Source organism: Rhodococcus cerastii, assembly GCF_033042195.1.
In the GTDB taxonomy this organism is placed as follows: Bacteria; Actinomycetota; Actinomycetes; order Mycobacteriales; family Mycobacteriaceae; genus Rhodococcoides.
On sequence record NZ_JAWLKF010000004.1, the window covers coordinates 291,290 to 314,472 of the forward strand.

A 23,183-nucleotide genomic window follows, 5' to 3' on the forward strand; every position below is an offset into this window, starting at 1 on the left:
GCGTCGAGAGAAGGACGAACATGACAGCGGACGTAGAAGAAGCTCAGAACGACGAAGTGCAGACAGCCGGGGCGGTATCCGGGGATGGAGCAAGTGACGTGGTGGTCGAGGCCGATCAGGTGAGTGCAGTCGACGTGGAGGCAGACGAGACTCCCGTGGTGGAGAAGTCCGAGGACTCGGGCGTCGTCGAGAACAAGACCGACGACGACTCGGATGACGACGACGAGGACGACGAGGACTACCTTGTCGAGGAAGGCGAGATCGCCGGCGATTACCTCGAGCAACTCCTCGACGTCCTGGACTTCGACGGCGACATCGATCTGGATGTGGAAGGTGACCGCGCCATCGTCAGCATCGACGGTGGCGACGATCTCGCCAAGCTCGTGGGCCGCAAGGGTGAGGTTCTCGATGCACTGCAGGAGCTGACTCGCCTCGCGGTCCAGCAGTCGACGGGTGAGCGCAGCAAGCTGATGCTCGACGTCGCGGGCTGGCGTGCGAATCGGCGGACCGAACTCGGCAACCTCGGTGCCGAAGCTGCGCGTCGTGTCCTCGAATCCGGTGAGCGCGAGGAGCTGACCCCGATGACTCCGTTCGAGCGAAAGATCGTGCACGACGCGGTCGCCAAGATCGACGGCGTCGCGAGCGAAAGCACCGGCGTCGAGCCGGCTCGACGAGTAGTCGTCGTCAAGGCGTAACAGAGCGTCCCCAGTCGATGGCCCCCACTTCCGTGGGGGCCATCGTCGTATCCGGATGTAGTAGATCCTTCGGTCGAATGTCATCGATGTAATTTGCTCAACGACGGCGGACGTCGGCGCGGGTGCGATCGATTTTCTCGCCGGATTCTCGAGATCAGTCATGCACTGCGCTTTCGTCACTGTGACGGCAAAGTCGATGGTGTCTTTCTTGCCTGTTGCTCGCGTCGGTCGCGTTTGTTTCACGTGAAACAGGCGGCATCCGAAGTGGGTGAATTTGTTGCCGATACGCCAGTGTGAGTTCTGGATTCGAGGACTGTCGTTCTATCCATAGGGTCGGGGTAGAACGATCTCCAGAGACCCCCTAGGTTCCGAGATCTGAGTGCCGGATCGACACGGTCTGGAGTCGGTGCAGTTTCACGTGAAACATTGCAGGCGATCATGGATGCCTCGAACTATCGACGAGCACGTGCGATCGAGTCGAACGTGGTCCGACTCAGGGAAGGATCGAATCTGACTCCAGTGGGTCTTGTCGGATTCGGCGCCGCTACCGAGCGGCGCTCGACGGTTCACGCAATCGAGCAGTCCGTGACTCTTCATCCGACGGACGACCGATGGAACTTGCGTCGGTCGGTAGTAGCGGTGAACGAAAAATCGACGACGCCCGATCGGGGTCATCTCGATGGTGGATGTATCCGCGAGGGTCGAGCTTCAGGGACCGCGCTATCGAAAGTCCGGACGTGTTTGTCTTCATCCGGGCAACGCGGCGGTCGACCTGACGTCACTACGACGGTCGCCGATCGAGAATCTCGTTCGTGCCGACTCGAAGACACGAGACGGCATGACGACGTATGTCCGGACGACGACACTTCCAGTGCCCGCATGTGTGGGACCGTCGAGCCCCGTCGAGAATCGAGGCGACCGCGGACCCGGAAGACGTGCGAAGTTCGGATGCGGCAAAAAGAGGCTCCGGCCGATCGAGACGCGATCGAGAATGGAGGCGAGTCTGCGGCTCTCCCCTGACTAGGTGTGTCATGGCACGCAGGTGCCCGGAGCGGCATACGTGGTCGACAAGTATTCGTCCAGATCTCCACCGGCTGACGGTTGTCGATCAACTCCTTCCAGAAACGTGGACTGGTACAGGCACGTAGTTTCACGTGAAACATCCACGAGCCGATCAGTCGTACTTCGCCAGCCGGACGGGGCATGAATGTGTTCGATTGCGAATGGCGTCAGCCGCTCGCGGTACAGGTTCGGTCGGTACTACGCACGTTGGACCAAGTCCCTGACTTGTGTGGTCGCTGCACTCAGACCGGTGCCTGCTGTCGAGAACCCGGAACGTCGACGCTGAATACGTCACCGAGTCGTCACGCGGCACTGACGATAGTGAGGCAATGGCAAAGCAGTTTCACGTGAAACAGCGCGGGGCATGAGACACCCCCCAGTCGCGGCCGGACCAACTGGCGGGGCCGCGGGACGGGCGGTCTGACGAACCGTGCGGGGTCGGCAGATCTTCGGACCGAAACAGACGGGAAGTCGATCCGGATGGTCTGACCGCGCCGAGAATCGGGACGGGTCCACTCGTCGTGGATCGCTGCGCCGCCGGCCACCTTTCGGTCGCGTTGGTACCGGATCTCGGCGGTTCGACGTCGATTCGATCGAGTTACAGCGATGTCGTTTGGCGTTCGGTGCCTGGGCACGGGAAGATGTTTCACGTGGAACAAGAAGGCTCGGATAGCAATCAGTTGACGGCCGTGGCGGAGCAGATCTTCGGTGATCGGCTCGAGTTGGCACGGAGGTACCACGACTCGTTGGCCACGGCCGGCGTCGAACGAGGACTCATCGGACCGCGTGAAGTTCCACGCCTCTGGGAGCGACACATCCTCAACTGCGCGGCGATCGGTGAGCTCATCGACGAGGGCGAGACCGTCGTCGATATCGGCAGCGGTGCTGGCTTGCCCGGTATCCCGTTGGCGATCGCGCGGCCTGACTTGCGGGTGACCCTCGTCGAGCCCCTCCTCCGCCGAACCGTCTATCTCGCAGAGTTCATCGAGGAACACGATTTGAACATCTTGGTCGTGCGCGGTCGCGCGGAACAGCCCGGCGTCAAGAAGGAAGCCGGCGGTGCCGATGTGGTCACGTCGAGGGCCGTCGCGCCATTGGAGAAGCTCGCCAAATGGTCGCTCCCTCTGGTGCACGAGCACGGTCGGATGCTGGCTCTGAAGGGGTCGAGCGCCGGCGAAGAGATCGAACGCGACCGGACTTCCCTCGCCCGGATGGGTGCTGGCAAGCTGGAGGTAGTGGAGTGCGGAGTGGGTCTGTTGCCTACTCCCACCATCGTCGTCAGAGCGGTGCGTGAGCCGCGGAGACTGAGTCGTCACTGATTTCGATCGTGGGCTCACACGTCCCGCGCTCGATCCGATCGATCGTATTGAACACAGTCAGTTCCGCACTAAGGAGCACATATGTCGGGTGGGTCCGATCCCGCTGTTTCACGTGAAACAGCGTCCAAGAAGAACGCGTCGAGCAACTCGGGGAAACAGTCGGGGGTGGCGGCCAGCTCCGGGTTCGAGTACACCAACGCGATCTCACCGAACGACACCCCGATCGGCGCCGCGGCACATCGAGCCAGCCAGGTTCTGCATCCCGGATCGGTGTCGCTGCCGAAGCCGGCGAAGCGACGCATGCTGACGATCGCCAATCAGAAGGGTGGCGTCGGGAAGACGACGACCGCCGTGAACCTGGCCGCCGCGCTAGCCCTCCAAGGACTGACCGTTCTGGTGGTCGATCTGGACCCTCAGGGCAACGCCAGCACGGCGTTGGGCGTCGAGCATCACTCGGGTGTGCCGTCGAGCTACGAGGTCCTCATCGGTGAAGTGAGCGCCAAGGACGCAGTGCAGAAGAGTCCGCACAGCGACAGGTTGTTCTGCATCCCGGCGACCATCGACCTCGCCGGCGCCGAGATCGAGTTGGTGTCGATGGTGGCCCGCGAAGGTCGCCTCAAGACGGCCCTGTCGGTGGAGGAACTCTCCGGTATCGACGCCGACTTCATCCTCATCGACTGCCCCCCGTCGCTCGGTCTGCTGACGGTCAATGCACTCGTCGCAGCGACCGAGGTCCTCATCCCCATTCAGTGCGAGTACTACGCGCTCGAAGGTGTGGGTCAGCTCCTCCGCAATATCGAGCTGGTGCAGTCGCACCTGAATCCCGAACTGCACGTCTCCACCGTGATCCTGACGATGTACGACGGGCGCACCAAGTTGGCAGACCAGGTCGCGGAAGAAGTACGCAAGCACTTCGGCGACGCCGTCCTACGCGCCGTGATCCCTCGCAGCGTGAAGGTATCCGAGGCCCCCGGATACGGCATGACGGTGCTGGATTACGACCCCGGTTCACGAGGAGCGATGAGCTACCTGGACGCCGGACGAGAGCTCGCTGCCCGATCGGCCGGCATCGACGAAGCACGGAAGAAGTGAACAGATGAGTTCCACACGTAAGGGTGGTCTGGGCCGCGGCCTGGCCTCACTCATCCCCACCGGACCTGATGCCGGACCACGCCTCGGCAATGCGGCGGCAGACGTGATCATCGGCGCGGATCGCAACGCCAAGGACCGCCCGGATACGTCCACCAAGCCGAAACGCTCCGCACCGGCGGATGAACTCACGGAGACCGCGACAGCACCCACACCGACCCCGCCGGTGCTGAACGGCGACGACCTCTCCCCCGTCGGTGCCGTCTACCGAGAGATCGCACCCGATCGAATCGAAGCCAATCCCAAGCAGCCGAGGCACGTCTTCGACGACGAATCGTTGGCCGAACTGGTCCACTCGATCCGTGAATTCGGGCTCATGCAGCCCATCGTCGTCCGTCTCGTGTCGGGTTCCGCTGGGGCCGGAGATGCAAAATATCAGCTCGTCATGGGCGAGCGTCGGTGGCGTGCAAGCCAGGAAGCCGGCCTCGAGTCGATCCCGGCGATCGTTCGGGAGACCGCGGACGACGCGATGTTGCGCGACGCCTTGCTCGAGAACATCCACCGCGTCCAGCTCAATCCGCTCGAAGAAGCAGCCGCGTACCAACAGCTACTCGAAGAATTCGACGTCACGCACGAGGAACTGGCCGCGAAAATCGGTCGGTCGCGTCCGGTCGTGACCAACATGATTCGTCTGTTGAAGCTGCCGATTCCCGTGCAACGACGAGTCGCGGCCGGGGTTCTGTCGGCCGGACACGCTCGCGCTCTGTTGTCTCTGGACGCGGGGTCGGATGCACAGGAGTCATTGGCGGCGCGAATCGTCGCCGAAGGTCTCTCCGTCCGCGCGACCGAAGAAGCCGTCACCCTCGCCAACCGAGAGGACGGGAAGAGCCCGGAACCGGCGCCCCGGCGCAAGCCCATCCAGATGCCGGGCCTCCAAGACGTCGCCGATCGCCTCTCGGATTCGTTCGATACGCGGGTCACGGTCAGCCTCGGCAAGCGAAAAGGCAAGATCGTGGTCGAATTCGGATCCGTCGATGACCTTCAGAGGATCGTCGAGATGATGGAAGCACAGAAGAAAAAGTAGCCACGATTTTTCAGGACCAGTCATACGCGGTCGAAACGTCACTGTGACGTAGCTCGGTCGGAGGTGGTCCCGAAATCTCGAAATCTGCTCGAAAAGTACTGTGAAACAACACATTTGAATGATCGGCTCCACCCGACGGGTCAAGCGAATCAATCGCCTATCCTGATCGAGGGGCAGATCGGCTCCGATCGAGAATTCTCGCGGTGAACGAGTGCACGAAGGCTGAGGTAAGCGGTGTCGGCGATGGTGACCGGAGTGACGCTCGGTTCGTTCGAGCACTTGCCGACGCATTCGCGTCGGTGCAGCTTCTGGGTACTCGATCCCGCGTCGGAGAGTTCCTCGGTCGACCTCGAGTTCGAGAACGAAGTATGGCTGTCGACGATCATGCTCGAATGGGGATCCTGCGGACAGTTGCTGTCCGTCGACGGCAAGACCATCGGCTGCGCGCTCTACTGCCCACCCCGAGCAGTTCCACGAGCCGGCACGTTCCCGACGTCGCCGGTGAGCCACGATGCAGTTCTATTGACTCAGCTGCGAATCGATTCGCCGGATGACGCCGACATGCATTCGGCCACGTTGATCCAGGCCGTCGTGGGCGATCTCGTCAATCGTGGAGTCCGCGCTCTGGAAGCGTTCGGCATTCGACGCAACGCCGACGATGCTGCGCCGGTGGTTCCGAACGCCACGGCACAGCTGATGTGTTCGGCGTCGACGTGCATGATCGAAGCAGACTTCCTCGAGAAGGTCGGGTTCGAAGTGATTGCGCCCCACCACAGATTTCCGAGACTGCGGCTCGAGCTCGATCGCGATCACGGCTGGAAGCAGGACGTCGAATCGGCACTCGAGCAGCTACTGATCGCAGCCAGCATCTCCGTCGTCGACATCGAGCAGAAGTCGACGGTCGGGGCGCGGTGACACCTCACCCGCCGACGCGTTCGCGCGCGGTGGTTCAGGGGCGATCGGAAGCAGCAAGTTCCTCGGCGAGCAACTCGGCGAAGGTGAACGTTCCGGTCGGCTGATCGTCCTGACCGAGTAGGTACAGACGCTTGACGGCGATCAGAATCGCTTCGGCGATGATGTCGCGGAAGCGCGGATCGCTGAGCACCTCGACGTCGGACTCGTTGGTGAGGTAGCCGAGATCGATCTGGATGGTCGGCATGTTGGTCAGACGCAACAGATCCCACGTGCGGCCGTGGCTGCGACAGTCGAGAAGTGGTGTGCGAGCGACGATTTCACGCTGTACGTAGCTGGTCAGTACTTGACCGATCATCGAGGTGGAGCCGTGCGAGTTACCGAAGTGGAAGCTGGCGACGCCGTTGGCCACAGGGCTGGTGCTCGATGCGCAGCGCAGCGAGATCATCAGATCGGCACCCCAGGCGTTGGCGGTCTCGGCGCGGTCGGCGACCGAGGGGTTGGTGCCGCGCGCACGGGACAGGAAGGTCTCCATGCCGGTCGCGGCCATGCGGCCCTCGAGTCGGCTCGCCATATCCCACAGGATCTCGGACTCGGAGACGCGGCCGAACGTTCCCTCGACGATGCGACCTGTGTCTGCTCCGCCGAGATCGGGATCGATGACGATGCGCTTGCCGGTCAACTGCGGTCCCGATTTACGGACGAGTTCTTCCTCGCTCATGGCGTGCGGGGATCCACCGGTGACGCGCGTGCCGAGAAGGTCGAGAGAGCGCAGAGTTGCCGGTCCGCAGATGCCGTCCGGGGAGAGGCCGATCTCGCGCTGGAACGAGGACAGTCCCTCGTGCGTGCGGGGACCGAAGAAGCCGTCGACGCGCTCGCTGTAGAAACCGAGGTCCTGGAGTCTCGTCTGCAACGAGGCGACGTCGTCGCCGTACAGCGGAGCGGACAGCTGGTAGATGAGGGTTCGAGCGCCGAGGCGGTACGACGCTTCTTTGAGTGCGCGATATGTGGCCGGGCCTACGACGCCGTCGACCAACAGACCGCGGTGTTGTTGGAATGCGCGGACGGCACCTCCGAGGGCACCGTCGAAGACGGAGCCGGGAGCCGTCCAGTGGCCGTCGTCCATGGGACCGGGGGGAACCACCGCTTCGTGGAGAAAGCCGAGAGCCGACAGAGTGCCGCGGACCTCGGCGACGGCGGGTCCGGAATCGCCGTGACTGAGTTCCTGCATCCTCGACAAAGCCTCTCGATCGTTCCGACGGCACTCACACCTTGCGGCTGATGTGCCGATGCCGAAGCATCGGCACATCAGATGATTGTCGCAGAAAGACTGGCTTCCGCTGCAATCCACACTGTGTGCAGGTGAGTCAGATAACGCCTTCGAGGTCCTTGAGCAGCGCGGCCTTGCCCTTTGCGCCGACAATTTGCTTGACCGGCTTGCCACCCTGGAACAGGATCATCGTCGGAATCGACATGACCTTGAAGTCGCGAGCGGCCTGCGGGTTGGCGTCGATGTCGAGCTTGGCGATGGTGAGCTTGTCCTTGTGCTCGGCCGCGATCTCCTCGAGAACCGGGGCGACCATCTTGCACGGGCCGCACCAGGTGGCCCAGAAGTCGACCAGGACGGGCTTCTCACTGGTCAGGACGTCGTCGGCGAACGACGCGTCGGTGATGGTGACAGTGCTTTTGTCGTCGGACATTTTCTATCTCCTCGATGTGGAAGTTCGGTGCCTGTCAGGCGTTGACGGCGTCGACCGGCTGGTCGGCGTGTTCGAGCGTGTTGCTGGTGATGTCGCCCTGCTCGGCCAACCACCGCTCGGCGTCGATCGACGCGGTGCAGCCCGTACCCGCAGCGGTGATGGCCTGCTGGTATACGTGGTCGACGAGGTCTCCGGCAGCGAAGACGCCCTCGACGGACGTGGCCGACGTGGGCGACGCGACCTTGACGTAGCCGGCATCGTCGAGCTCGACCTGGCCCTTGACCAGCTCGTTGCGGGGATCGTGGCCGATTGCGACGAACATTCCGGTCACGTCCAGAGTGGTCTTCTCGCCGGTTTCGGCGTGCTCGAGCGAAAGCCCGGTGACGCTGGTGTCACCGAGGACCTCGAGCACCTTGGTGTCGGTGAGGAAACGAATCTTGTCGTTGTTCTTGGCGCGCTCGAGCATGATGCGCGACGCGCGGAACTCGCTGCGGCGGTGCACGATCGTGACGCTGCGTGCGAAGCGAGTGAGGAAGGTTGCTTCCTCCATGGCCGAGTCGCCACCACCGATGACGGCGATGTCCTGATCACGGAAGAAGAAGCCGTCACAGGTGGCGCAGGCGCTGACGCCGCGTCCGAGCAACTTCTCCTCACCCGGGATGGACAGATAGCGAGCTGCTGCGCCCATGGCGAGGATGATCGCCCGAGCCCGGTAGGTCTCGCCGCCGGCGGACACCGTCTTGATCGGGCCCGTCAGATCGAGCTCCTCGACGTCCTCGGTCCGGATGTCGGCGCCGAATCGCGCCGCTTGCTCGCGCATCTGTTCCATCAGATCGGGGCCCATGATGCCCTCGCGGAACCCGGGAAAATTCTCGACCTCGGTGGTGGTCATCAGCGCACCGCCGAACTGTGTTCCCTCGAACAGGATCGGCTCCAGCTCCGCCCGTGCGGCGTAGACGCCGGCGGTGTAACCGGCCGGTCCCGAGCCGACGATGATGAGATCGTGAACCTTGGGGGTACTCAATGCAGACCTTCCGATCATGTGCGGCGTATACGTGCAGTCGACAACCGAGTGTTCAGCGCACACGCCGGTCGACGTACATCTGGTCAACACCACCCTAGAGGCAGTTGTTCCCCGGTGAGAGATCTGTCAGCCGATATCGCGACGCGTCAGCACGTCCGGGTTTGCAGTGCTGCAGTCGTTGCCCACCGCAAGGGCGATGAACTGTGAGGGCTGTTCTCCGGCGAGGACGAGCAGCGTTCCGTCTCGGCCGTCGACGCGCACTCGACTCGATCCGAGAACGGTGGTGGCCGGATCCACGTCGTTGGACTGCAGACAGGCAGCGAGGTCGGCCGGATCGGCCAATGCTCCGGGATCCCGCTTGCCGATGATGCCGAACGCGAAACCGGAGTCGAGGTCGGCGGAATCGAGCACCAGAGACGAATCCGGAGCCTGCGTGGGGTCGGCAACGATCGATTCGGGCTCGTCCGGAGTGAACACGGCCGCCGCGACAGCAACCGATCCGGCCGTCAGAAGCGCTGCGGCAGCGGCGGTTCCGAGAACCATACGACGTCTGCGCGGACGGAGCGGAACGACGACGTCCACCGGGGACGTCGATTGCTCGACCGTGTGCAGGGTGCGATCGATCTGTTGGGCGACGTCGGGCGGAATCGACAACGTCCCGGTGGGGTCCTCGCCCAACTCGTGCAGTCGAGCCGAGACGGCGTCGAGACCGGCGAGGATGCGCATCGAATCCTCGTCGAGGCGAACCAGTGGCCACAGTCGCCGACTGACGTCCTCGGGAAGTGCATCGGCATGCAGATCGGCGAGTAGCTCCGGCGAGAACGGGGCTTGTAGAGCGTCGGTGCTCGACGGCACGATCCTGCCTCCCTTCGCCGAGTCTGCTTTCTCTCTCACACGGTATAGACGCGAGGGGGTCAGATTCGGTTCCCTGCATCTTTCAAGTACGCGAGTTGCGTCGAGAGCTTGAGTCGACCGCGGGCGCATCGACTCTTCACGGTACCGGTGGGAACGCCGAGCAGGTCGGCAGCGTCGGCCACCGAATACCCCTCCATGTCCACGATGACGACGGCTGCACGTTGGTCGGGTGGCAACGTCATCAGAGCCTGTCGAACGAGAATGCTCGTCTCCGTCTCGGAAATCCGATCTCTGGGAGATACGGGCTCGTGACTTTCGTTCTCGCTCAACGGAACCGACGGGCGTGCCTTGTTCCTGCGGATGCGGTCGAGGCAGGCATTGACGACTATCTTGTGCAACCAGCTTCGGACCGCGGCGTCGGCGCGGAACGACCCGGCCGTGCGATGAGCGGAGAGCAACGCCTCCTGCAGAGCATCGGAGGCGTCCTCGGGCGTGTAGCTTGTGCGCCGAGCCGTCAGCCACAGGTGTTCGTGGTGTCGGTAGATCAGCGTGGCGAAGGCGTTCGGCTCTCCGGCCGCATGAGCAGCCAGAAGCTCCGCATCCGTGCGCTCCCCTGGCGCCGAATCGAAACGTTCGGTCATACGAAAACGGCTCCCCCCGTGTTAACGCATTGGGGGGAGCCTAGGCCATGAATACCGTGAAGTACGAAACGAGCCGGTATTGATTACCGAATGCCCGAATTAGGTGTCGAAACCGATCCCGGAGATCGAGGTGGCGATGCGGCCACCCTGTTCGCCGAGACTGGTGATCCAGACGAGGACGTTCCCGGTCGGCTCCGCGTCGTCGAGGGCGATGTCGGTTCGGCCGTTCTGCAACGTGGCCTCACCGAGCAGCGTGGTGTCGCTCAGGCTGGGTGAGTCGTTCGGGGCCGACCGGATCTCGACGACGGTTCCCGGAGACGTCGATTCGATCCATGCGTTCTGCAGCGTCGAGGACGGGATGGACACGAGCAGGCCGACGCCGTTCTTGAGAGCCGGGAACTGCTGGAAGTACGAGTCGGTCGTCCATGCGGTGCTGGGGTCGTTGTCGATCACGTTGGACGCGGTGCTCGGGTTGTCGGCGGAACCCTGGGGTGAGAAGACGCTGACGTCGTCCATCGCTACCGGGCCACCGGCTGGAGCCGGGGGGGCCGCGGAATCGGCTGCGGGCGGTGCCTCGGCCGGAGTCGTGAGTCCGAAGTCCTGGGTGTCGAGCGGAGTTTCGGTGTTGTCGCCTGCGATCGAGGTGAACAGCCAGAAGCCCGCGAACGCGAGCACGACGACCGTCAAGGCGCCGAGTACCGCGATGGCGATGTTGGTGCGCATCGACTTCGCCTTCTCGGCGGCGATCTCCTCGGGGTCGGCGAGCGAGTGCCCACTGGCGCCCGGTGCGCGTTGGCCCAGTCGCAGAGCCGGCATCAGATCCGTCTTGTCGTTGACCACAGCTGCTTGGTCCAGGACGTGCTGCACGGTGGCAGCGGTACGGATTCCGCTGTTCTGTTCCAGCGCCCGCACTGCGACGGCGGAGATCTCGAACGGAACATCCGGACGAACCTGCCTCGGCTCGAGCGGGGCACCCTTGTCGTCGCGGTCGGCCGGACGCATACCGCCGACGCTGCGTGCTGGAGCTGCGTCGCCGGGTACGACGGCGCCGCCGGTGGTGTCGGACAGGGGCCACTTTGCGGTGATCAGGGCGTAGAGCATCGCGCCGAGTCCGCGGACGTCCGAACTGGGGTCGGCGTCGGCCAGTGTTGCGGGGAAGGCGAGGACGGCATTGCCGCTGGAGCTGATGCGCACGCGATCGGGATGATCGATCGACAGCGCACCTCCGCTGCGGTGCGCGGCCTCGGCCGCTGCGGCGAGGACCTTGATCGCGCGTGCCGCGCCGGTGGGTGCAGGCACGGTGTCGGCCATCTCGCGCAGTGACCGGCCGGGCGTCCACTCCGCGACGACGATGCCGCCGGAGCTGCCACGCACCACGTCGAGCACGCGTGCGAGGCCGGGCGAATTGATCCGACCCAGACGCAGCGTGCGCGAGAGGATCGCCTGCGGTCCCTGAGTGCGGTCGTCGGTCGAGGCGGTGGATTGCTGGTCGGCGTCGACGAACGTCAGCGCGACCTCGCGATCGAGCTTGACGTCGTGGGCCTGCCAGAACTTGAGGCCGCGCGCGCCGCCGTGCGGTGCCAGCAGTCGGTACCGTCCACCGGCAACGGAGGCACCGGGAATGAGCGTCGGGCCGCGGAGCGTGCGCCCGGGAGCGCTCGCCGCAGCCGCTGCAGTGTCGACGTCGTCCGTGGAAGACGAGTCGTCGTTACCGGGTGTGGCCGGTACTGCTGCGGTCTTCTCGGAATCCGCATCCGCCGCGGGCTTCGAGTCCTGTGTGGACTTCTCGTCGTCGGTCTCGACCGGCAGATCGGCCTTGGAGATCGAGATGGTCTTGTCGGTCGGACGCGCCGCGAGAGCAGCCTTGGAGATGGAGACGGTCTTGTCGGCCGGCTTCGGAGCAGACTTGGCGGCAACGGGCTTGTCGACAGCGGGCTCGACGGCCGTTGGCTCGTCGGCGGACTTCTCGACGTCCTGCTCGGGAGCAGGTGCCTTCGACTCGGCTGCAGTCTTCGATTCGGACGCGGTCTTCGCCGGCGTCTCGGCGGGCTTCGGAGTCTTGGAGGAAGAAGCCTCGGCCTTCACGGGCTCGGTGCGGTCCTGGGTGTCGACCTCGACGCCGCCGCTCGTTCGGTCGGCTTCGCTTGCTGGAGATTGTGCCGGCCCCCCAGCAACTTCGTCGTCGGTCACTGTCACTCCTTCAGGCGAATATGCCCCGTGTTGATCTGCGAACGGTCGACCCTCATGAGCTTGTGCCCCCGGGTGCCGATGACCAGGGTACGGGAGCCGATCCCGCGCAGTGTCCCATGTGGGCTCGCTTCGAATAACCGGAATAACGCCGGTTTCTGCAGCGGCCAGATCTGCGTCCCGCGTGTCGGATCCGCCGCGGAACCTGCGGACGAGGCGGCTCAGGGCCACGGTGACCGCCAGAACTTCGGGAATCTTGCCGAACCAGAGGATCGAGAACGTGATGCCGAGCATGATGACGGCGTCGATCGCCACGCGGGCGAAGTTGCCTACCCAGCCGTTCATCATGGCGTCGAGCCCGAGGATCCGGTCGATCGCGAGCATGGCCGCGCCGCCGGCCAGTGAGGCGATGAGCACCAGCCAGACCGTCTTGCCGACGTTGGCCATCCGCAGACTGCCCAGGCTCTTGTGCAGCAGGTATCCGCCGATGATCGCGCCGACGGTGTAGCCCAGACCGGTCGCTGCGCCGAGGAGCAGCACCACCTGCTCCGGCGAGGACGCGACGATCGGGGCGAGCAACGACAGGCCGATCTTGACGGCAGTGATACCGAGGATGATCCACGTCGGCGTCCAGGCCTTCTCACGGGCGTAGAAGACACGCAGGTGGATCAGCACAAGGGCGTACGGGATGAGGGAGAACGCCGACCAGCTGACGGCCTCGCCGAGTCTGGGTGCGACCTCGGCGAACCGGCCGAAGCCGTACAGCGCCTCGCCCACCGACGGACCCGCGAAGGTCAGGAACACCACGATCGGCACCAGCGCGACCATCGTCAGGCGGGTCGCGACCGACAGATCGTCGACGACGGACGGAGTGTCACCGTTGGCGGCGTTGCGGCTGAGTCTGGGCATGATGGCCGTCAGTACCGTCACGCCGAGGATGCCGTAGGGCAGCTGCAGCACGATCCAGGCCTGCGAGTAGATCACGTTGCTCGCATCGTCGGTGCCCGACGCGATCCTGGTGGCGACGATCAGCCCGATCTGGCTGATGACGACGTAGAGCACGATCGCGGCGGCCATCGCGCCGAACTTCTTGAGTCGCTCGTCGAATCCCCAGAGCGGGCGCAGGTCGATGCGTTCGCGGCGCAAAGCCGGGATCAGAGCGAGAACCTGGGTGACGACACCCGCGGTCACACCGAGGCCGAGAACGAGGATTTTGGGGTTGCTCATCTCGATGGTGTTCGCGGTGATCTCGCCCGGGACGAAGGGGTACAGGGCGAACACCGCGAGCACGATCAGGTTGTTGAACACCGGTGCCCAGGCGCCGGGCTTGAAGTTCTGCCGGGTGTTGAGCACGGCCGTGAGCAGGCCGGACAGTCCGTAGAACATCAGCGCGGGCAGCACCAGATAGGTGAACGCGATGGTCAGGTCCTCGTTGACCTTCGGATCGCCGTCGAGCATCAGCCTCGCCAGCAGCGGGGCTGCGATCGTCGCCGCGAGCGCCACGGTTCCGAGCAGCGCCACTGCGATGGTGAAGAGGCGTCGCACGAATGCCCGCCCGCCGTCGGCGTCCTCCTGCTCGGCTCGGACCAACACCGGCACGACGATGGCTCCGAGCACTGCGCCGAGGACGAGCTCGGAGATCATGTTCGGCAGGATCGTCGAGACGGTGAACGCACTGGCCAGCGCCGCGCCGAGGGTGGCCGTCATGGCGACCTGCTTGGCGAATCCGGTGATGCGGCTGACCAGGGTCGCCACCGCGATCGAACCCGACGCGGCCAGCAGTGACTTCTGCGGCCGCGGCTCGGGCTGCGGTGCCGGGTCGGACCCGCCCGGCGGAACTCTCGTCGGCGGAACCGTTCCGGACGGTGCTGTGCTCGACGAAGGATAGGGGTAGTCCTCGTCCCGGAATCGCGGGATCATCTGCGTGACGGTGTCGTCGGCGGCCGGCTGACCGTCGAGCGACGGCGGTGCCGGGTAGGAGCGCAGCTCCGGCCGCGACTGCCGCTCCCAGGGGGCGGACCGCGGTGGCGTCGTGCGTCGGAACACCTGCGATGCGGGCATGCGTGACCGCGGCAGGTCGCCGTCGTACGGGACGTTGCCTGTCATGGTCTCTCGTACCCTTCGTCGGCCGGGTCGGGTTGACCTCTGAATCGGTGCCAGAGGCGTCGACCTGCAAGTAACAGTAGGAGAGCACCGGCGCAGGCGGTAATTATCGCCAGTGCCTGGCCGTATGCGTTCGATCGCACGGACACCGTCGAGACCTCACCGAGCCGGGACCCGTCGAGCGTCGTGACGGAGAAGTCGACCGACAGATTGCGCGTGTCGTCCACTTCGGCCGGCACGGTGATGGTCCGTGATCCACGGGCCGGAAGTTGGGTGACGCCGACGTCGCTGATCGTCATCTCCGGCGGCGCATCGACCCTGAGCAGCACGTTGACCGGGACCGGAAGGTCGTTGCGGGCGACGAGAAGCAGCGGACTCTGTTCCGAGGCGAGGGTGTAGACGCCGCCAGGGGCCAGCACGGTCACCGACCCGTAGATGGTGTCCAATCCGATGCGGATGGCGGCGAGTCGGTCACGCGCCATCACGCCGGTGTCGTCACTGGCGGCACTGGCACGACCGGCCGTCGACAGCGCTCGGAGCATGTCCTCGCGCAGCGGGGCGGTGTACAGGCGCGGGGTCAGCGCCGACTGCGGGTCCTCGACGAGTGATTGCATCAGAGTGTCGACCCGGGCGCTCTGCGATTGCACCAGGCCGATGGTGCCGGTATCGAGTTCGGTGGCTGCATCGATGCCGGTCACCGGAGGTCCGGACGTGGGCTCGGCGAGCAACTCGGCCAGTGGGCGCGGCGTGGCCAACCCCGAACGCAGCAGCGAGGACACCGTCGACAGAATGGCCGACGGTTCGTCGCCCCCCGCGGTCCAGTACTGCGGGGGCGCGACGGTGACGGTGCGCCCGGGCCGATCGGTGCCGACGAGCGCATGGAAGTTGACGGCTCCGAGCGCGTCCTGCAGGCGTGCGGTACGAGAGTCGGTGGCGAGGTCGAAGCGCTGCTCGGTGGGGGTCAGGGCGGGGGTGGACGGGGTGTCTCCGACGCCGGCCAGCGCCGCTGCGGTGGCGGCGTCGTAGTGGGTGGCGGCCAGCGTCTCGGTCTGCTGGGTGTCCGACGGTTGGGTCTCGGACGAGACCAGCAGCGATGTCGGGGCCGATGTCGGCGGGCTGATGCTGTTGTCGGCGACCAGTACGGTGCCGGTTCCTGCCGTGCGCAGGGCATCGGCGGTGTCCGCGTCCACGCCACCGGTGGTGCTCCAGGTGAAACCGCGCGTCGAGGTGATGCCGAGGATGCCGTCGACGATGTCTGCCGGGGCGCTGACCGCACTGCTCAGCAACGTGGGATCGCCGATGTCGGCCACTGCCCCCAGATCCGTCTGGGCGAACGGCATCGCCGTCACGCAGGTGCTCGACGCGACCGTCTCGAGTCGGGACAGCCACTGGCCTGCGGCTGCGCTTCCGGTGCCCTCACGCGTCGTGCTGGCGGGATCGGCCGGGTTGTCGACGACGAGGTAGCCGCGGGTCATGTTCGAGACGGTGACGAGCAGGTCGGGGTCCAGGCCGATACACAGGCTCGACGCCAGTCTGCCGTCGGGATCGAGGCCGGGTTGCGTCGCGAACTCGACGGCCTTGAGGAGGGTGTCGAGTCGCCCGCCGGTGGCGAGTTCGCCGGCGAGCTCGTCGTCGATCAGTCGCACACGCTCGTCGACGGATCCGGGAATTCCGGCAGCGAGGCGAGGGATGTCGGCGAGCGGCCACAGGACCGTCATCGCGACGGGGTTGCGGGTGTTCGGGGGCAGCGGCAGCGCGCCCGGTGCGGTCGGGTCCATCTCACCCGGGTTTCGGGGCAGTCCGACGACCGGGAGCAGGAAGCGAGCGTCGTCGAGTCGTGCGGTTCCGCCGTACTCGGGGGTGCCGTTGACGTTGAGCAGCAGCGGGTAGACGCCTGGCGCCTCGATTCCCAGTGAAGGTTCGGTGGTGCTGCGCAGCTGCATCGACATGTCGAACTGGCGGCTCTCGTCCTTCTCCAGTGAGTCGGCGACCGTGACGAAATCGCCCACCCGCTCGAATCGGTCCTGGTCGAGAGTCAGGGAGGTCCGCAGGCCCGCGGTGGTGTCGACGGCGGCAGCGGCCTGCATCCGGACACTGACGTCGTCGACGCGGCGGTCCCCGGTGTTCGTCACCGTGGCGCGAACGGTGACGAACGGGTCGCTGCTGGTGGTGACAGTGGAGGGGGCGACGGTCTCGATGCTCAGCGTCAGGAAGGGGTTGCCGTCCTGCGTCATCGGAGTGTCCGGAACGGCGCTGGTGGTGCCGGACGCATCGCCGACGGAGGAGTCGGGTTGGGCCGCGGCGTTCGGAAGCTGCGCGGGGACCAGTGCTGCGGAGCCGACCGACGGAGCCACCGCAAGAACGAACGTGGTCAATGCGGCGGCAGCGACCTTCCGGGCCCGCACGATCACTTCCCGCCGGGGATGGGTGCGCCCGAGTTGCCGCTGCTCATGTCCTCGATCAGACGGGTGGCGATGGCGGCGAGCTTGCGTTCGTCGGCGTAGGCGAGTCGAGAGGGCAGTTCGGTCAGCGGGACCCAGGCGACCTCGGTCACCTCGAGGTCCTCGTCCGACAGTTCGCCGCCCAGGAATCGGAGCAGGTAGTGGTGGACGGTCTTGTGGACGCGTCGGCCCTCGGTGACGAACCAGTAGTCGATGCTGCCCAGCGAGGCCAGGACGGTACCGCGGATGCCGGTTTCTTCGGCGACCTCGCGCATGGCCGTCTGCTCGGCGGTTTCGCCCTGTTCGATGTGACCCTTGGGCAGGGACCAGAGGAGGCGTCCGCGGCGGTCGGTGCGGCCGATGAGGGCGGCGCAGCGCTTGGCCGGCGGCCCGTCGAGGCCGTCGACCACCAGGCCGCCTGCCGAGGTCTCGCGGACGGTCCGCAGCTTGGGTGCTTCGGTGTCGGCGCGTGCCTGACGCCGCCGCGGGTTGCGGCGGCTCCTGTTCGCACGTTCGGCAGCAGACACCCGATCCATACTAGTTGCCTGTGCGCACTCTTCTACCGTGCCGCACCGCGGGGGGTGAAGGCCGGAACAATCGATCGGCTCGGCGCAAGTAGGCTCTCCCACCGTGGCCGATCAGTCCCTGTCCTCCGTTTCCGCCGAGCAGACCGATGCCCGCCGGGAGAGGTTGCTGGCGGGAGCTGCTGTGACGCTGCGCGAACTCGCTCCGGTGTTGACTCCGCTGGGCGCACTGTTCGCCGCGGCGGGGCACCAGCTCTTCCTCGTCGGTGGCTCGGTGCGCGATGCAGTTCTCGGTCGACTCGGAACCGATCTGGATTTCACCACCGACGCCAGGCCCGAGGACGTTCAGGCGTTGCTGTCGGGCTGGGCGGACCATCAGTGGGACACCGGCATCGCGTTCGGGACCATCAGCGCGGCCAAGGACGGCCAGACGATCGAGATCACCACCTATCGCACCGACTCCTACGATCAGGTCTCCCGCAATCCCGAGGTGCAGTACGGCAACAGCCTCGAAGAAGATCTCGCTCGACGCGATTTCACCGTCAACGCCATGGCAGTACGTCTCGGAGCGGACGGTGCCCAGGAATTCGTCGATCCGCTCGGCGGCATGGACGCGCTGCTCGAGGGCGTTCTCGATACTCCCTCGGCACCGGAGGTCTCGTTCGGAGACGATCCCCTGCGCATGCTGCGGGCCGCGCGGTTCGTCTCTCAGCTGGGGTTCACTCTGATGCCACGGGTGCACCGGGCCATCGAGGACATGGCGGAGCAGATCGACCGCATCACCGCCGAGCGAATCCAGGTGGAGCTGGACAAGCTGATCCTGGGCGAGCACCCGATCGACGGCATCGACGTGATGTGCGAGACGGGCCTGGCGCAGCGGATCATCCCCGAGGTGCCCAACATGAAGCTCGAGATCGACGAGCATCACCAGCACAAGGACGTGTACACCCACTCGCTGACTGTGCTGAAGCAGGCCATCGATCTCGAGGACGGCGATCCGGACCTCGTATTGCGTTGGGCCGCATTGCTGCACGACATCGGCAAGCCCGATACCAAGCGAAACGAGCCGGGCGGCGGAGTCAGCTTCCATCACCACGAGGTCGTCGGTGCCAAGTTGGTGCGAAAGCGCATGCGCGCCTTGAAGTATTCCAAGAAGATGATCGAGGACGTCTCGCATCTGGTGTTCCTGCATCTGCGTTTCCACGGCTACGGCAAGGGCCAGTGGACCGACTCCGCCGTGCGGCGCTACGCCACCGATGCCGGTGAGCTACTGCCCAAGCTGCACAAGCTGGTTCGGGCCGACTCGACCACCAGGAACAAGCGTCGAGCCGCCGCGCTGCAGGCCACCTACGACGATCTCGAAGAACGCATCGCCCGTATCGCCGAGCAGGAGGACCTGGCGCGGGTGCGGCCCGATCTCGACGGCAACGCGATCATGGAGTTGCTGAACATCCCGGCCGGACCCGACGTGGGCAAGGCGTGGAAGTTCCTGAAAGAACTGCGTCTCGACCGGGGACCGCTCTCCCGCGAGGACGCCGAGGCCGCGCTGCTCGAGTGGTGGCCCACGCAGTAGGAGCGGCTGCGCCGCATGTGAGTAGAACCTCGTAGCCTGCTACGAGTTTCCGCTCACGACGAGCGAAGCTCGGCCTTGACCAGATAGACGTTGTAGCTGTCCCATTCCGAGACGGTGAAGTACAGCTCGTTCGCCGTCGACCACGGGTGAACGAAGCCGCCGTAGGTCTTGGGGTACTCGGCGGTGTCGATCAAGGTGGTCGGCGCGGTCCACTGCCCTTGCGGTGAATTCGATTCGCGCAGAACGATATCGCCGCGCAGCGGATCGAGATACGTCATCCGCCAGAGGCCTCGGGCCTCGTCGTGATGGACCGACAGTTCCCCGGCCGTACCGTCGGCGATGGGGGTGGCCTCGTTCGATCCGACGGGAGCCCAGGTGCCGTTCACCCAGTACTGGTAGGCGGTCTTGTTCAACACCTCGGCCTTCGGGACGCGGGCGAGCCCGACCTGTCCGGCGCGTCCGTTGACGGTGCCGAACATGTAGACGTACTCCCCCGCCGGAACCATCGTCGACACCTGGAACTTGGAGAAGCCGAAGAGGTTGTCCCACTTGGCATGCTCGTCTTTGACCCAGGTGGAACCGTTGTCGTCCGAGTAGGCGATGCCGCCGTAGTTGGTCCACCACATGCCGGGAATCGTGCTCCAGCGCCTGATGGACATGTACGACATGTACTGCCGGTCGTCGATGGCGAAACCGGACGTGGGGATGACCGTCGTCTCCCAGTTCTTTATCTTGCGCGACGGCAGCAGTTCGGCTGCGTGACAACGGGAATCCTGCACCATGGAGTCCAGGGTCATGCCGTCGGACAGGTCGGTGTCGGTGCTGTGGCCGAGTGCGTTGGAACGCCAGTCGTCGCCGCCCACGACGCCGAACTCCCACCCCTTGCCGAAGGAATCGCCGAAGGCGACGGCGACCTCACCGGGCTTGCTCTCCCACATGATGCCGAGGTCGGTTCCGTTCACCTGCCAGCGCTTGTCGGTGCGGTTCTCCGATCCCGGTCCGGTCAGCTGGGAGACGACCTCGACGGTTCCGACGGCGGGTGCTCCTGGCGGGACCGTCGTGGGTCCTGGCTCCGCTGGGTTGACGGCGGGCGCGGGCGGCGGCGTTCCCGGGGCAGCGGGGCCGGGAATCGGGATCGGAATGGTCTCGGGTTGCGGGTCGATCTCGATGCGCGGGAACGGCAGATGGTCTGCCGAGCCCGTTGCCGGCGTCGGTGAATCGGTGTCGTCGGTGAGATCGGGGCACGGGTCCGCACACGGGTCGGTCAGCGGTTCGGCCTGTACGCGGGTGTTGTTCGGGGCCGGATCGGGAACCGGTACGAGTTCGATCGACGGATAGGGCACGGGGATCACCACACGATCCGGCAACGGCGGCAGCTGTGGTGGATTGCCCGGTCCGATGGGCTCGGGTGGGTAGTCCTTGGGGTCGAATCCTGTTTCGCCACAGGAGTTCACCGGCGGAGGCGGCGCCGCGAACGCCGGTGGCGCAGCGAGAACGGCCGTACCTGCGGCAACCGCGAGTATGCAGCCGAGTGACGTCAAGCGGCCGTGCATGCGGTGCCCCCGTGTTCTCCGACGAAACCCATCGGTCCGATACGGAAAGATACACCACGTCAGCGGCGTGTGCGCCCGGTGTTCACCACCGCTGCGGCCAGGCCGAGGGCGTAGATACCTGCCCCGACGAACACCAGGATGTGCGCGGTGGGGTCCTGGCTCAGATCGGTCGTGTCGGGGCCGACGGCGAAGGCCGCAGCAGCGAGGGCGGCGACGAAGGCGACGTTGAACACGGTGTCCTGCAACGCGAAGACGCGTCCGCGATGGGCGTCGTCGATCTCGATCTGCATGGCAGCGTCGCCACTGAGTTTGACGGTCTGCCCGGCGATACCCAGGAGGAAGGCTCCGAGCAGCAGGCTGGTCTGCGTCAGGCCCGAGACGGCACCGAGCTGCGCCACGATGGCGAGCACAAGTGCGGCAGCGATCGTGCGGGTGCGTCCGAACCGGGGAACGGCGAAGGGGGTGATCAGGGCGGCGAGGAACATGCCGACCGCCGAGGCACCGACGGCGATGCCGAAGCCGGCAAGGCCGCCGGGCAGGGTGCTGCTCGTCGTTTCGCGGAGAACCAACACCATGATCAGAGTGTTGATGCCGAACACGATGCGGTGCGCGCCGATGCCGAGCATCGCGGTCGTGACACCGGCGGACCGCCAGACGGCCTGCGCACCCGATTTCAGCCCTTCAGCAACGTCTTTCAGTGGACTGTCGGTGCGGCTCTCGATGCCCGGGCCGAGGGATCGTGGTCGGAACCGCGCGGCGGCGAGCGCCCCGACGACCGACCCGGTGGCCGAGAGACCCACGGCGACACCCGAGCCGAAATCCCCGGCACCGATCACGCCGATCACCGCTACGGCGAGGCCCGCACCTGCCGCTGCGAAACCGGATCCGACGGTGGCCAGCACCGAGTTCATCGGTACCAGCCACGATTGCCGAACCACGTGCGGCAGTGATGCCGACGCTCCCGCGAGCACGAACCGACTGAGCCCTACGGTGGCCAAAGCCAACAGCAACAACGGTGTGGCGTCCTCCCCGGCGCACAGCAGGATTGCGGTGGCGACGATCAGCACCATACGAACGATGTTGGCCCACAGCAGGACCGATCGGCGATCCCAGCGGTCGAGAAGCGCTCCGGCGAACGGACCCACCAAGGAATACGGGACCAGCAGCACCGCGAATCCGGCCGCGATCTCGGCCGGATTGGTCGCGCGCTCGGGGTTGAAGAGAATGGCACCACTGAGCGCGGCCTGGAACAACCCGTCGCCGAACTGACCGGCGAACCGAATGGTCGTCAGCTTGCCGACCCCCGGAGACTCACGCAGTCGGGTACGGAAGGAAGCGTCGCTCACCGACGGGACTTTAGCCCCCGCCCGTCATGCGGAGACGGCGGGCGTCGAGGCTGTCCACCACGCCATCGTTGCGGCCGTGCCGTCGGCGAGTGGGGTGGGCTGTAGCCCGAGGATCGCCTCGCTGCGGCTCGAGTCGAGAAGGTAGGGATAGCGGAACTGGTAGAGGGTGTCGCCGAGCTCCTTCATCGGACCGGGTACCGCGCCCAGCAGTCGCAGTGCCCAGGCCGGAATGGCACCGACCTTCGGAGTCGGCAGATCTGCAGCAGCCGAGAGCATCTCGATCATCGTGCGCTGCGAGACCGCGGGCGCGGTGGGGGCATGCAGGACGGTGTTCCACATCGACGGGGACGCCGCGGCCGTGAGCATGGCGGCTGCCAGATCCGGGACGTAGGTGAACGAGTGAGGAAGGTCGGCGGAGGCGAGGACGCGGACCGGCTTTCCGGCGAGAAGCGGCGAGATGACCCGCTCACCCATGTGCGAGGTGATCACCCGAGGCCCGTAGAAGTCCGACGCCGCGACGCTCACGGTTGGGGTTGCGTGCGCATCACGCGCGGCCAGAAGTTCGGTCCGCACTCCCAATTTTCGGAACGTCGCCTCGCGGGGTGAGTCCTCGCGTATCGGTCCGTCGACCCGGCCGTAGGCGTACAGACTTTCGGGAAACGCGACGACGGTGCCCGCGGCCGCGTCGAGCACGCGGTTCTCCATGGCGACGAGTTTGTTCCGCCACACCGTCTTCTCGTAGGCGACGTGGGTGCAGTGGTAGACGGCGGTGGCTCCGTCGAGGTGTCGACGGAGATGGTCGGATTCGATGTCGACTGCGCGGCATTCGATCATCGGGTGCTCGGGTCCGCTGCCGGATCGGGTGAGGACCCGTACCGAATGCCCCTGCGCAGCAAGCTGTTCGGCGACCGTCCAGCCGACGGGTCCGGCTCCGGTGACGACGTGAAGTTCAGTCATGATCGCTCCATTCGAGGAAAACGAGAGCGGTGCTCTCTGTTATGAAGAGTGTGCACCCACGGCGGAGATAAAGCAAGAGCACTGCTCTCTGAAAAGAGCAGCAGTTACAGTGGCAGCC

The 23,183-nt window shown here is 65.5% G+C and carries 17 protein-coding genes; 6 read left to right on the forward strand and 11 right to left on the reverse strand.

Annotation, left to right across the window (positions count from 1 at the left end; translation table 11 throughout):
• The first annotated feature begins 20 nt into the window (after positions 1 to 20).
• The 5 genes from R3P93_RS10730 (at position 21) to R3P93_RS10750 (ending at position 6,164) form a co-directional block, all read left to right on the forward strand.
• Positions 21 to 695 carry a Jag family protein gene (locus R3P93_RS10730; protein ID WP_317532992.1) on the forward strand — a complete coding sequence of 225 codons (675 nt, stop codon included), beginning with the start codon at positions 21 to 23 and terminating at the stop codon, positions 693 to 695.
• Positions 696 to 2,398: 1,703 nt separating this feature from the next.
• Positions 2,399 to 3,076, forward strand: coding sequence for a 16S rRNA (guanine(527)-N(7))-methyltransferase RsmG (gene rsmG / locus R3P93_RS10735; RefSeq protein WP_317532993.1), 678 nt, complete (start codon positions 2,399 to 2,401; stop codon positions 3,074 to 3,076).
• 81 nt (positions 3,077 to 3,157) lie between these two features.
• Positions 3,158 to 4,168 carry a ParA family protein gene (locus R3P93_RS10740; RefSeq protein ID WP_094669609.1) on the forward strand — a complete coding sequence of 337 codons (1,011 nt, stop codon included), beginning with the start codon at positions 3,158 to 3,160 and terminating at the stop codon, positions 4,166 to 4,168.
• Between the two features lie 4 nt (positions 4,169 to 4,172).
• Positions 4,173 to 5,249 carry a ParB/RepB/Spo0J family partition protein gene (locus R3P93_RS10745; RefSeq protein WP_317532994.1) on the forward strand — a complete coding sequence of 359 codons (1,077 nt, stop codon included), beginning with the start codon at positions 4,173 to 4,175 and terminating at the stop codon, positions 5,247 to 5,249.
• A gap of 234 nt (positions 5,250 to 5,483) precedes the next feature.
• Complete coding sequence (locus R3P93_RS10750) at positions 5,484 to 6,164, forward strand: GNAT family N-acetyltransferase (RefSeq protein ID WP_269596181.1); 681 nt, start codon at positions 5,484 to 5,486, stop codon at positions 6,162 to 6,164.
• A gap of 34 nt (positions 6,165 to 6,198) precedes the next feature.
• On the opposite strand, the gene R3P93_RS10755 is transcribed toward R3P93_RS10750, so the two are convergent.
• From R3P93_RS10755 to R3P93_RS10790, 8 genes are all read right to left on the reverse strand, one after another.
• Positions 6,199 to 7,392 (reverse strand): N-acetylmuramoyl-L-alanine amidase, encoded by a 1,194-nt coding sequence (locus R3P93_RS10755; protein ID WP_068047669.1) that lies wholly within the window; start codon positions 7,390 to 7,392, stop codon positions 6,199 to 6,201.
• A 136-nt stretch (positions 7,393 to 7,528) separates the two neighbouring features.
• Positions 7,529 to 7,861 (reverse strand): thioredoxin, encoded by a 333-nt coding sequence (gene trxA, locus R3P93_RS10760; RefSeq protein WP_068047667.1) that lies wholly within the window; start codon positions 7,859 to 7,861, stop codon positions 7,529 to 7,531.
• Positions 7,862 to 7,895: 34 nt separating this feature from the next.
• Complete coding sequence (gene trxB / locus R3P93_RS10765; RefSeq protein WP_094638551.1) at positions 7,896 to 8,885, reverse strand: thioredoxin-disulfide reductase; 990 nt, start codon at positions 8,883 to 8,885, stop codon at positions 7,896 to 7,898.
• A gap of 126 nt (positions 8,886 to 9,011) precedes the next feature.
• Positions 9,012 to 9,740: a hypothetical protein gene (locus R3P93_RS10770; RefSeq protein WP_317532995.1), complete on the reverse strand. Its 729-nt coding sequence runs from the start codon at positions 9,738 to 9,740 to the stop codon at positions 9,012 to 9,014.
• 59 nt (positions 9,741 to 9,799) lie between these two features.
• The gene (gene sigM / locus R3P93_RS10775; protein ID WP_094687344.1) at positions 9,800 to 10,381 is read right to left on the reverse strand and encodes an RNA polymerase sigma factor SigM; all 582 of its coding nucleotides are present in this window, start codon (positions 10,379 to 10,381) and stop codon (positions 9,800 to 9,802) included.
• A gap of 99 nt (positions 10,382 to 10,480) precedes the next feature.
• Positions 10,481 to 14,674, reverse strand: coding sequence for a murein biosynthesis integral membrane protein MurJ (locus R3P93_RS10780; RefSeq protein ID WP_317532996.1), 4,194 nt, complete (start codon positions 14,672 to 14,674; stop codon positions 10,481 to 10,483).
• A complete protein-coding gene (locus R3P93_RS10785) occupies positions 14,671 to 17,082 on the reverse strand; it encodes a glycoprotein (protein WP_317532997.1) in 2,412 nt (803 codons plus the stop codon). Before R3P93_RS10785 ends, R3P93_RS10780 begins: the two co-directional genes overlap by 4 nt.
• Positions 17,079 to 17,639 carry an NUDIX hydrolase gene (locus tag R3P93_RS10790; RefSeq protein ID WP_068047657.1) on the reverse strand — a complete coding sequence of 187 codons (561 nt, stop codon included), beginning with the start codon at positions 17,637 to 17,639 and terminating at the stop codon, positions 17,079 to 17,081. The genes R3P93_RS10785 and R3P93_RS10790 overlap by 4 nt, the downstream gene beginning before the upstream one ends.
• A gap of 103 nt (positions 17,640 to 17,742) precedes the next feature.
• On the opposite strand from R3P93_RS10790, the gene R3P93_RS10795 reads away from it, so the two are divergent.
• Complete coding sequence (locus R3P93_RS10795; RefSeq protein WP_317532998.1) at positions 17,743 to 19,209, forward strand: CCA tRNA nucleotidyltransferase; 1,467 nt, start codon at positions 17,743 to 17,745, stop codon at positions 19,207 to 19,209.
• 53 nt (positions 19,210 to 19,262) lie between these two features.
• On the opposite strand, the gene R3P93_RS10800 is transcribed toward R3P93_RS10795, so the two are convergent.
• Genes R3P93_RS10800 through R3P93_RS10810 form a run of 3 tightly spaced genes read right to left on the reverse strand, consistent with a single transcriptional unit; the run spans position 19,263 to position 23,065 of the window.
• A complete protein-coding gene (locus R3P93_RS10800) occupies positions 19,263 to 20,762 on the reverse strand; it encodes a DUF4185 domain-containing protein (RefSeq protein ID WP_317532999.1) in 1,500 nt (499 codons plus the stop codon).
• A gap of 59 nt (positions 20,763 to 20,821) precedes the next feature.
• Positions 20,822 to 22,108, reverse strand: coding sequence for an MFS transporter (locus R3P93_RS10805; RefSeq protein ID WP_317533000.1), 1,287 nt, complete (start codon positions 22,106 to 22,108; stop codon positions 20,822 to 20,824).
• A 24-nt stretch (positions 22,109 to 22,132) separates the two neighbouring features.
• Positions 22,133 to 23,065, reverse strand: coding sequence for an NAD-dependent epimerase/dehydratase family protein (locus R3P93_RS10810; RefSeq protein ID WP_317533001.1), 933 nt, complete (start codon positions 23,063 to 23,065; stop codon positions 22,133 to 22,135).
• Between the last annotated feature and the right edge of the window lie 118 nt (positions 23,066 to 23,183).

Coding starts and splice junctions, on each gene's coding strand:
- R3P93_RS10755 (WP_068047669.1), bottom strand. CDS start 7,392: ATGCAGGAACTCAGTCACGGCGATTCCGGACCCGCCGTCGCCGAGGTC.
- trxA (WP_068047667.1), bottom strand. CDS start 7,861: ATGTCCGACGACAAAAGCACTGTCACCATCACCGACGCGTCGTTCGCC.
- R3P93_RS10740 (WP_094669609.1), top strand. CDS start 3,158: ATGTCGGGTGGGTCCGATCCCGCTGTTTCACGTGAAACAGCGTCCAAG.
- sigM (WP_094687344.1), bottom strand. CDS start 10,381: ATGACCGAACGTTTCGATTCGGCGCCAGGGGAGCGCACGGATGCGGAG.
- R3P93_RS10730 (WP_317532992.1), top strand. CDS start 21: ATGACAGCGGACGTAGAAGAAGCTCAGAACGACGAAGTGCAGACAGCC.
- R3P93_RS10745 (WP_317532994.1), top strand. CDS start 4,173: ATGAGTTCCACACGTAAGGGTGGTCTGGGCCGCGGCCTGGCCTCACTC.
- rsmG (WP_317532993.1), top strand. CDS start 2,399: ATGTTTCACGTGGAACAAGAAGGCTCGGATAGCAATCAGTTGACGGCC.
- R3P93_RS10780 (WP_317532996.1), bottom strand. CDS start 14,674: ATGACAGGCAACGTCCCGTACGACGGCGACCTGCCGCGGTCACGCATG.
- R3P93_RS10800 (WP_317532999.1), bottom strand. CDS start 20,762: ATGCACGGCCGCTTGACGTCACTCGGCTGCATACTCGCGGTTGCCGCA.
- R3P93_RS10810 (WP_317533001.1), bottom strand. CDS start 23,065: ATGACTGAACTTCACGTCGTCACCGGAGCCGGACCCGTCGGCTGGACG.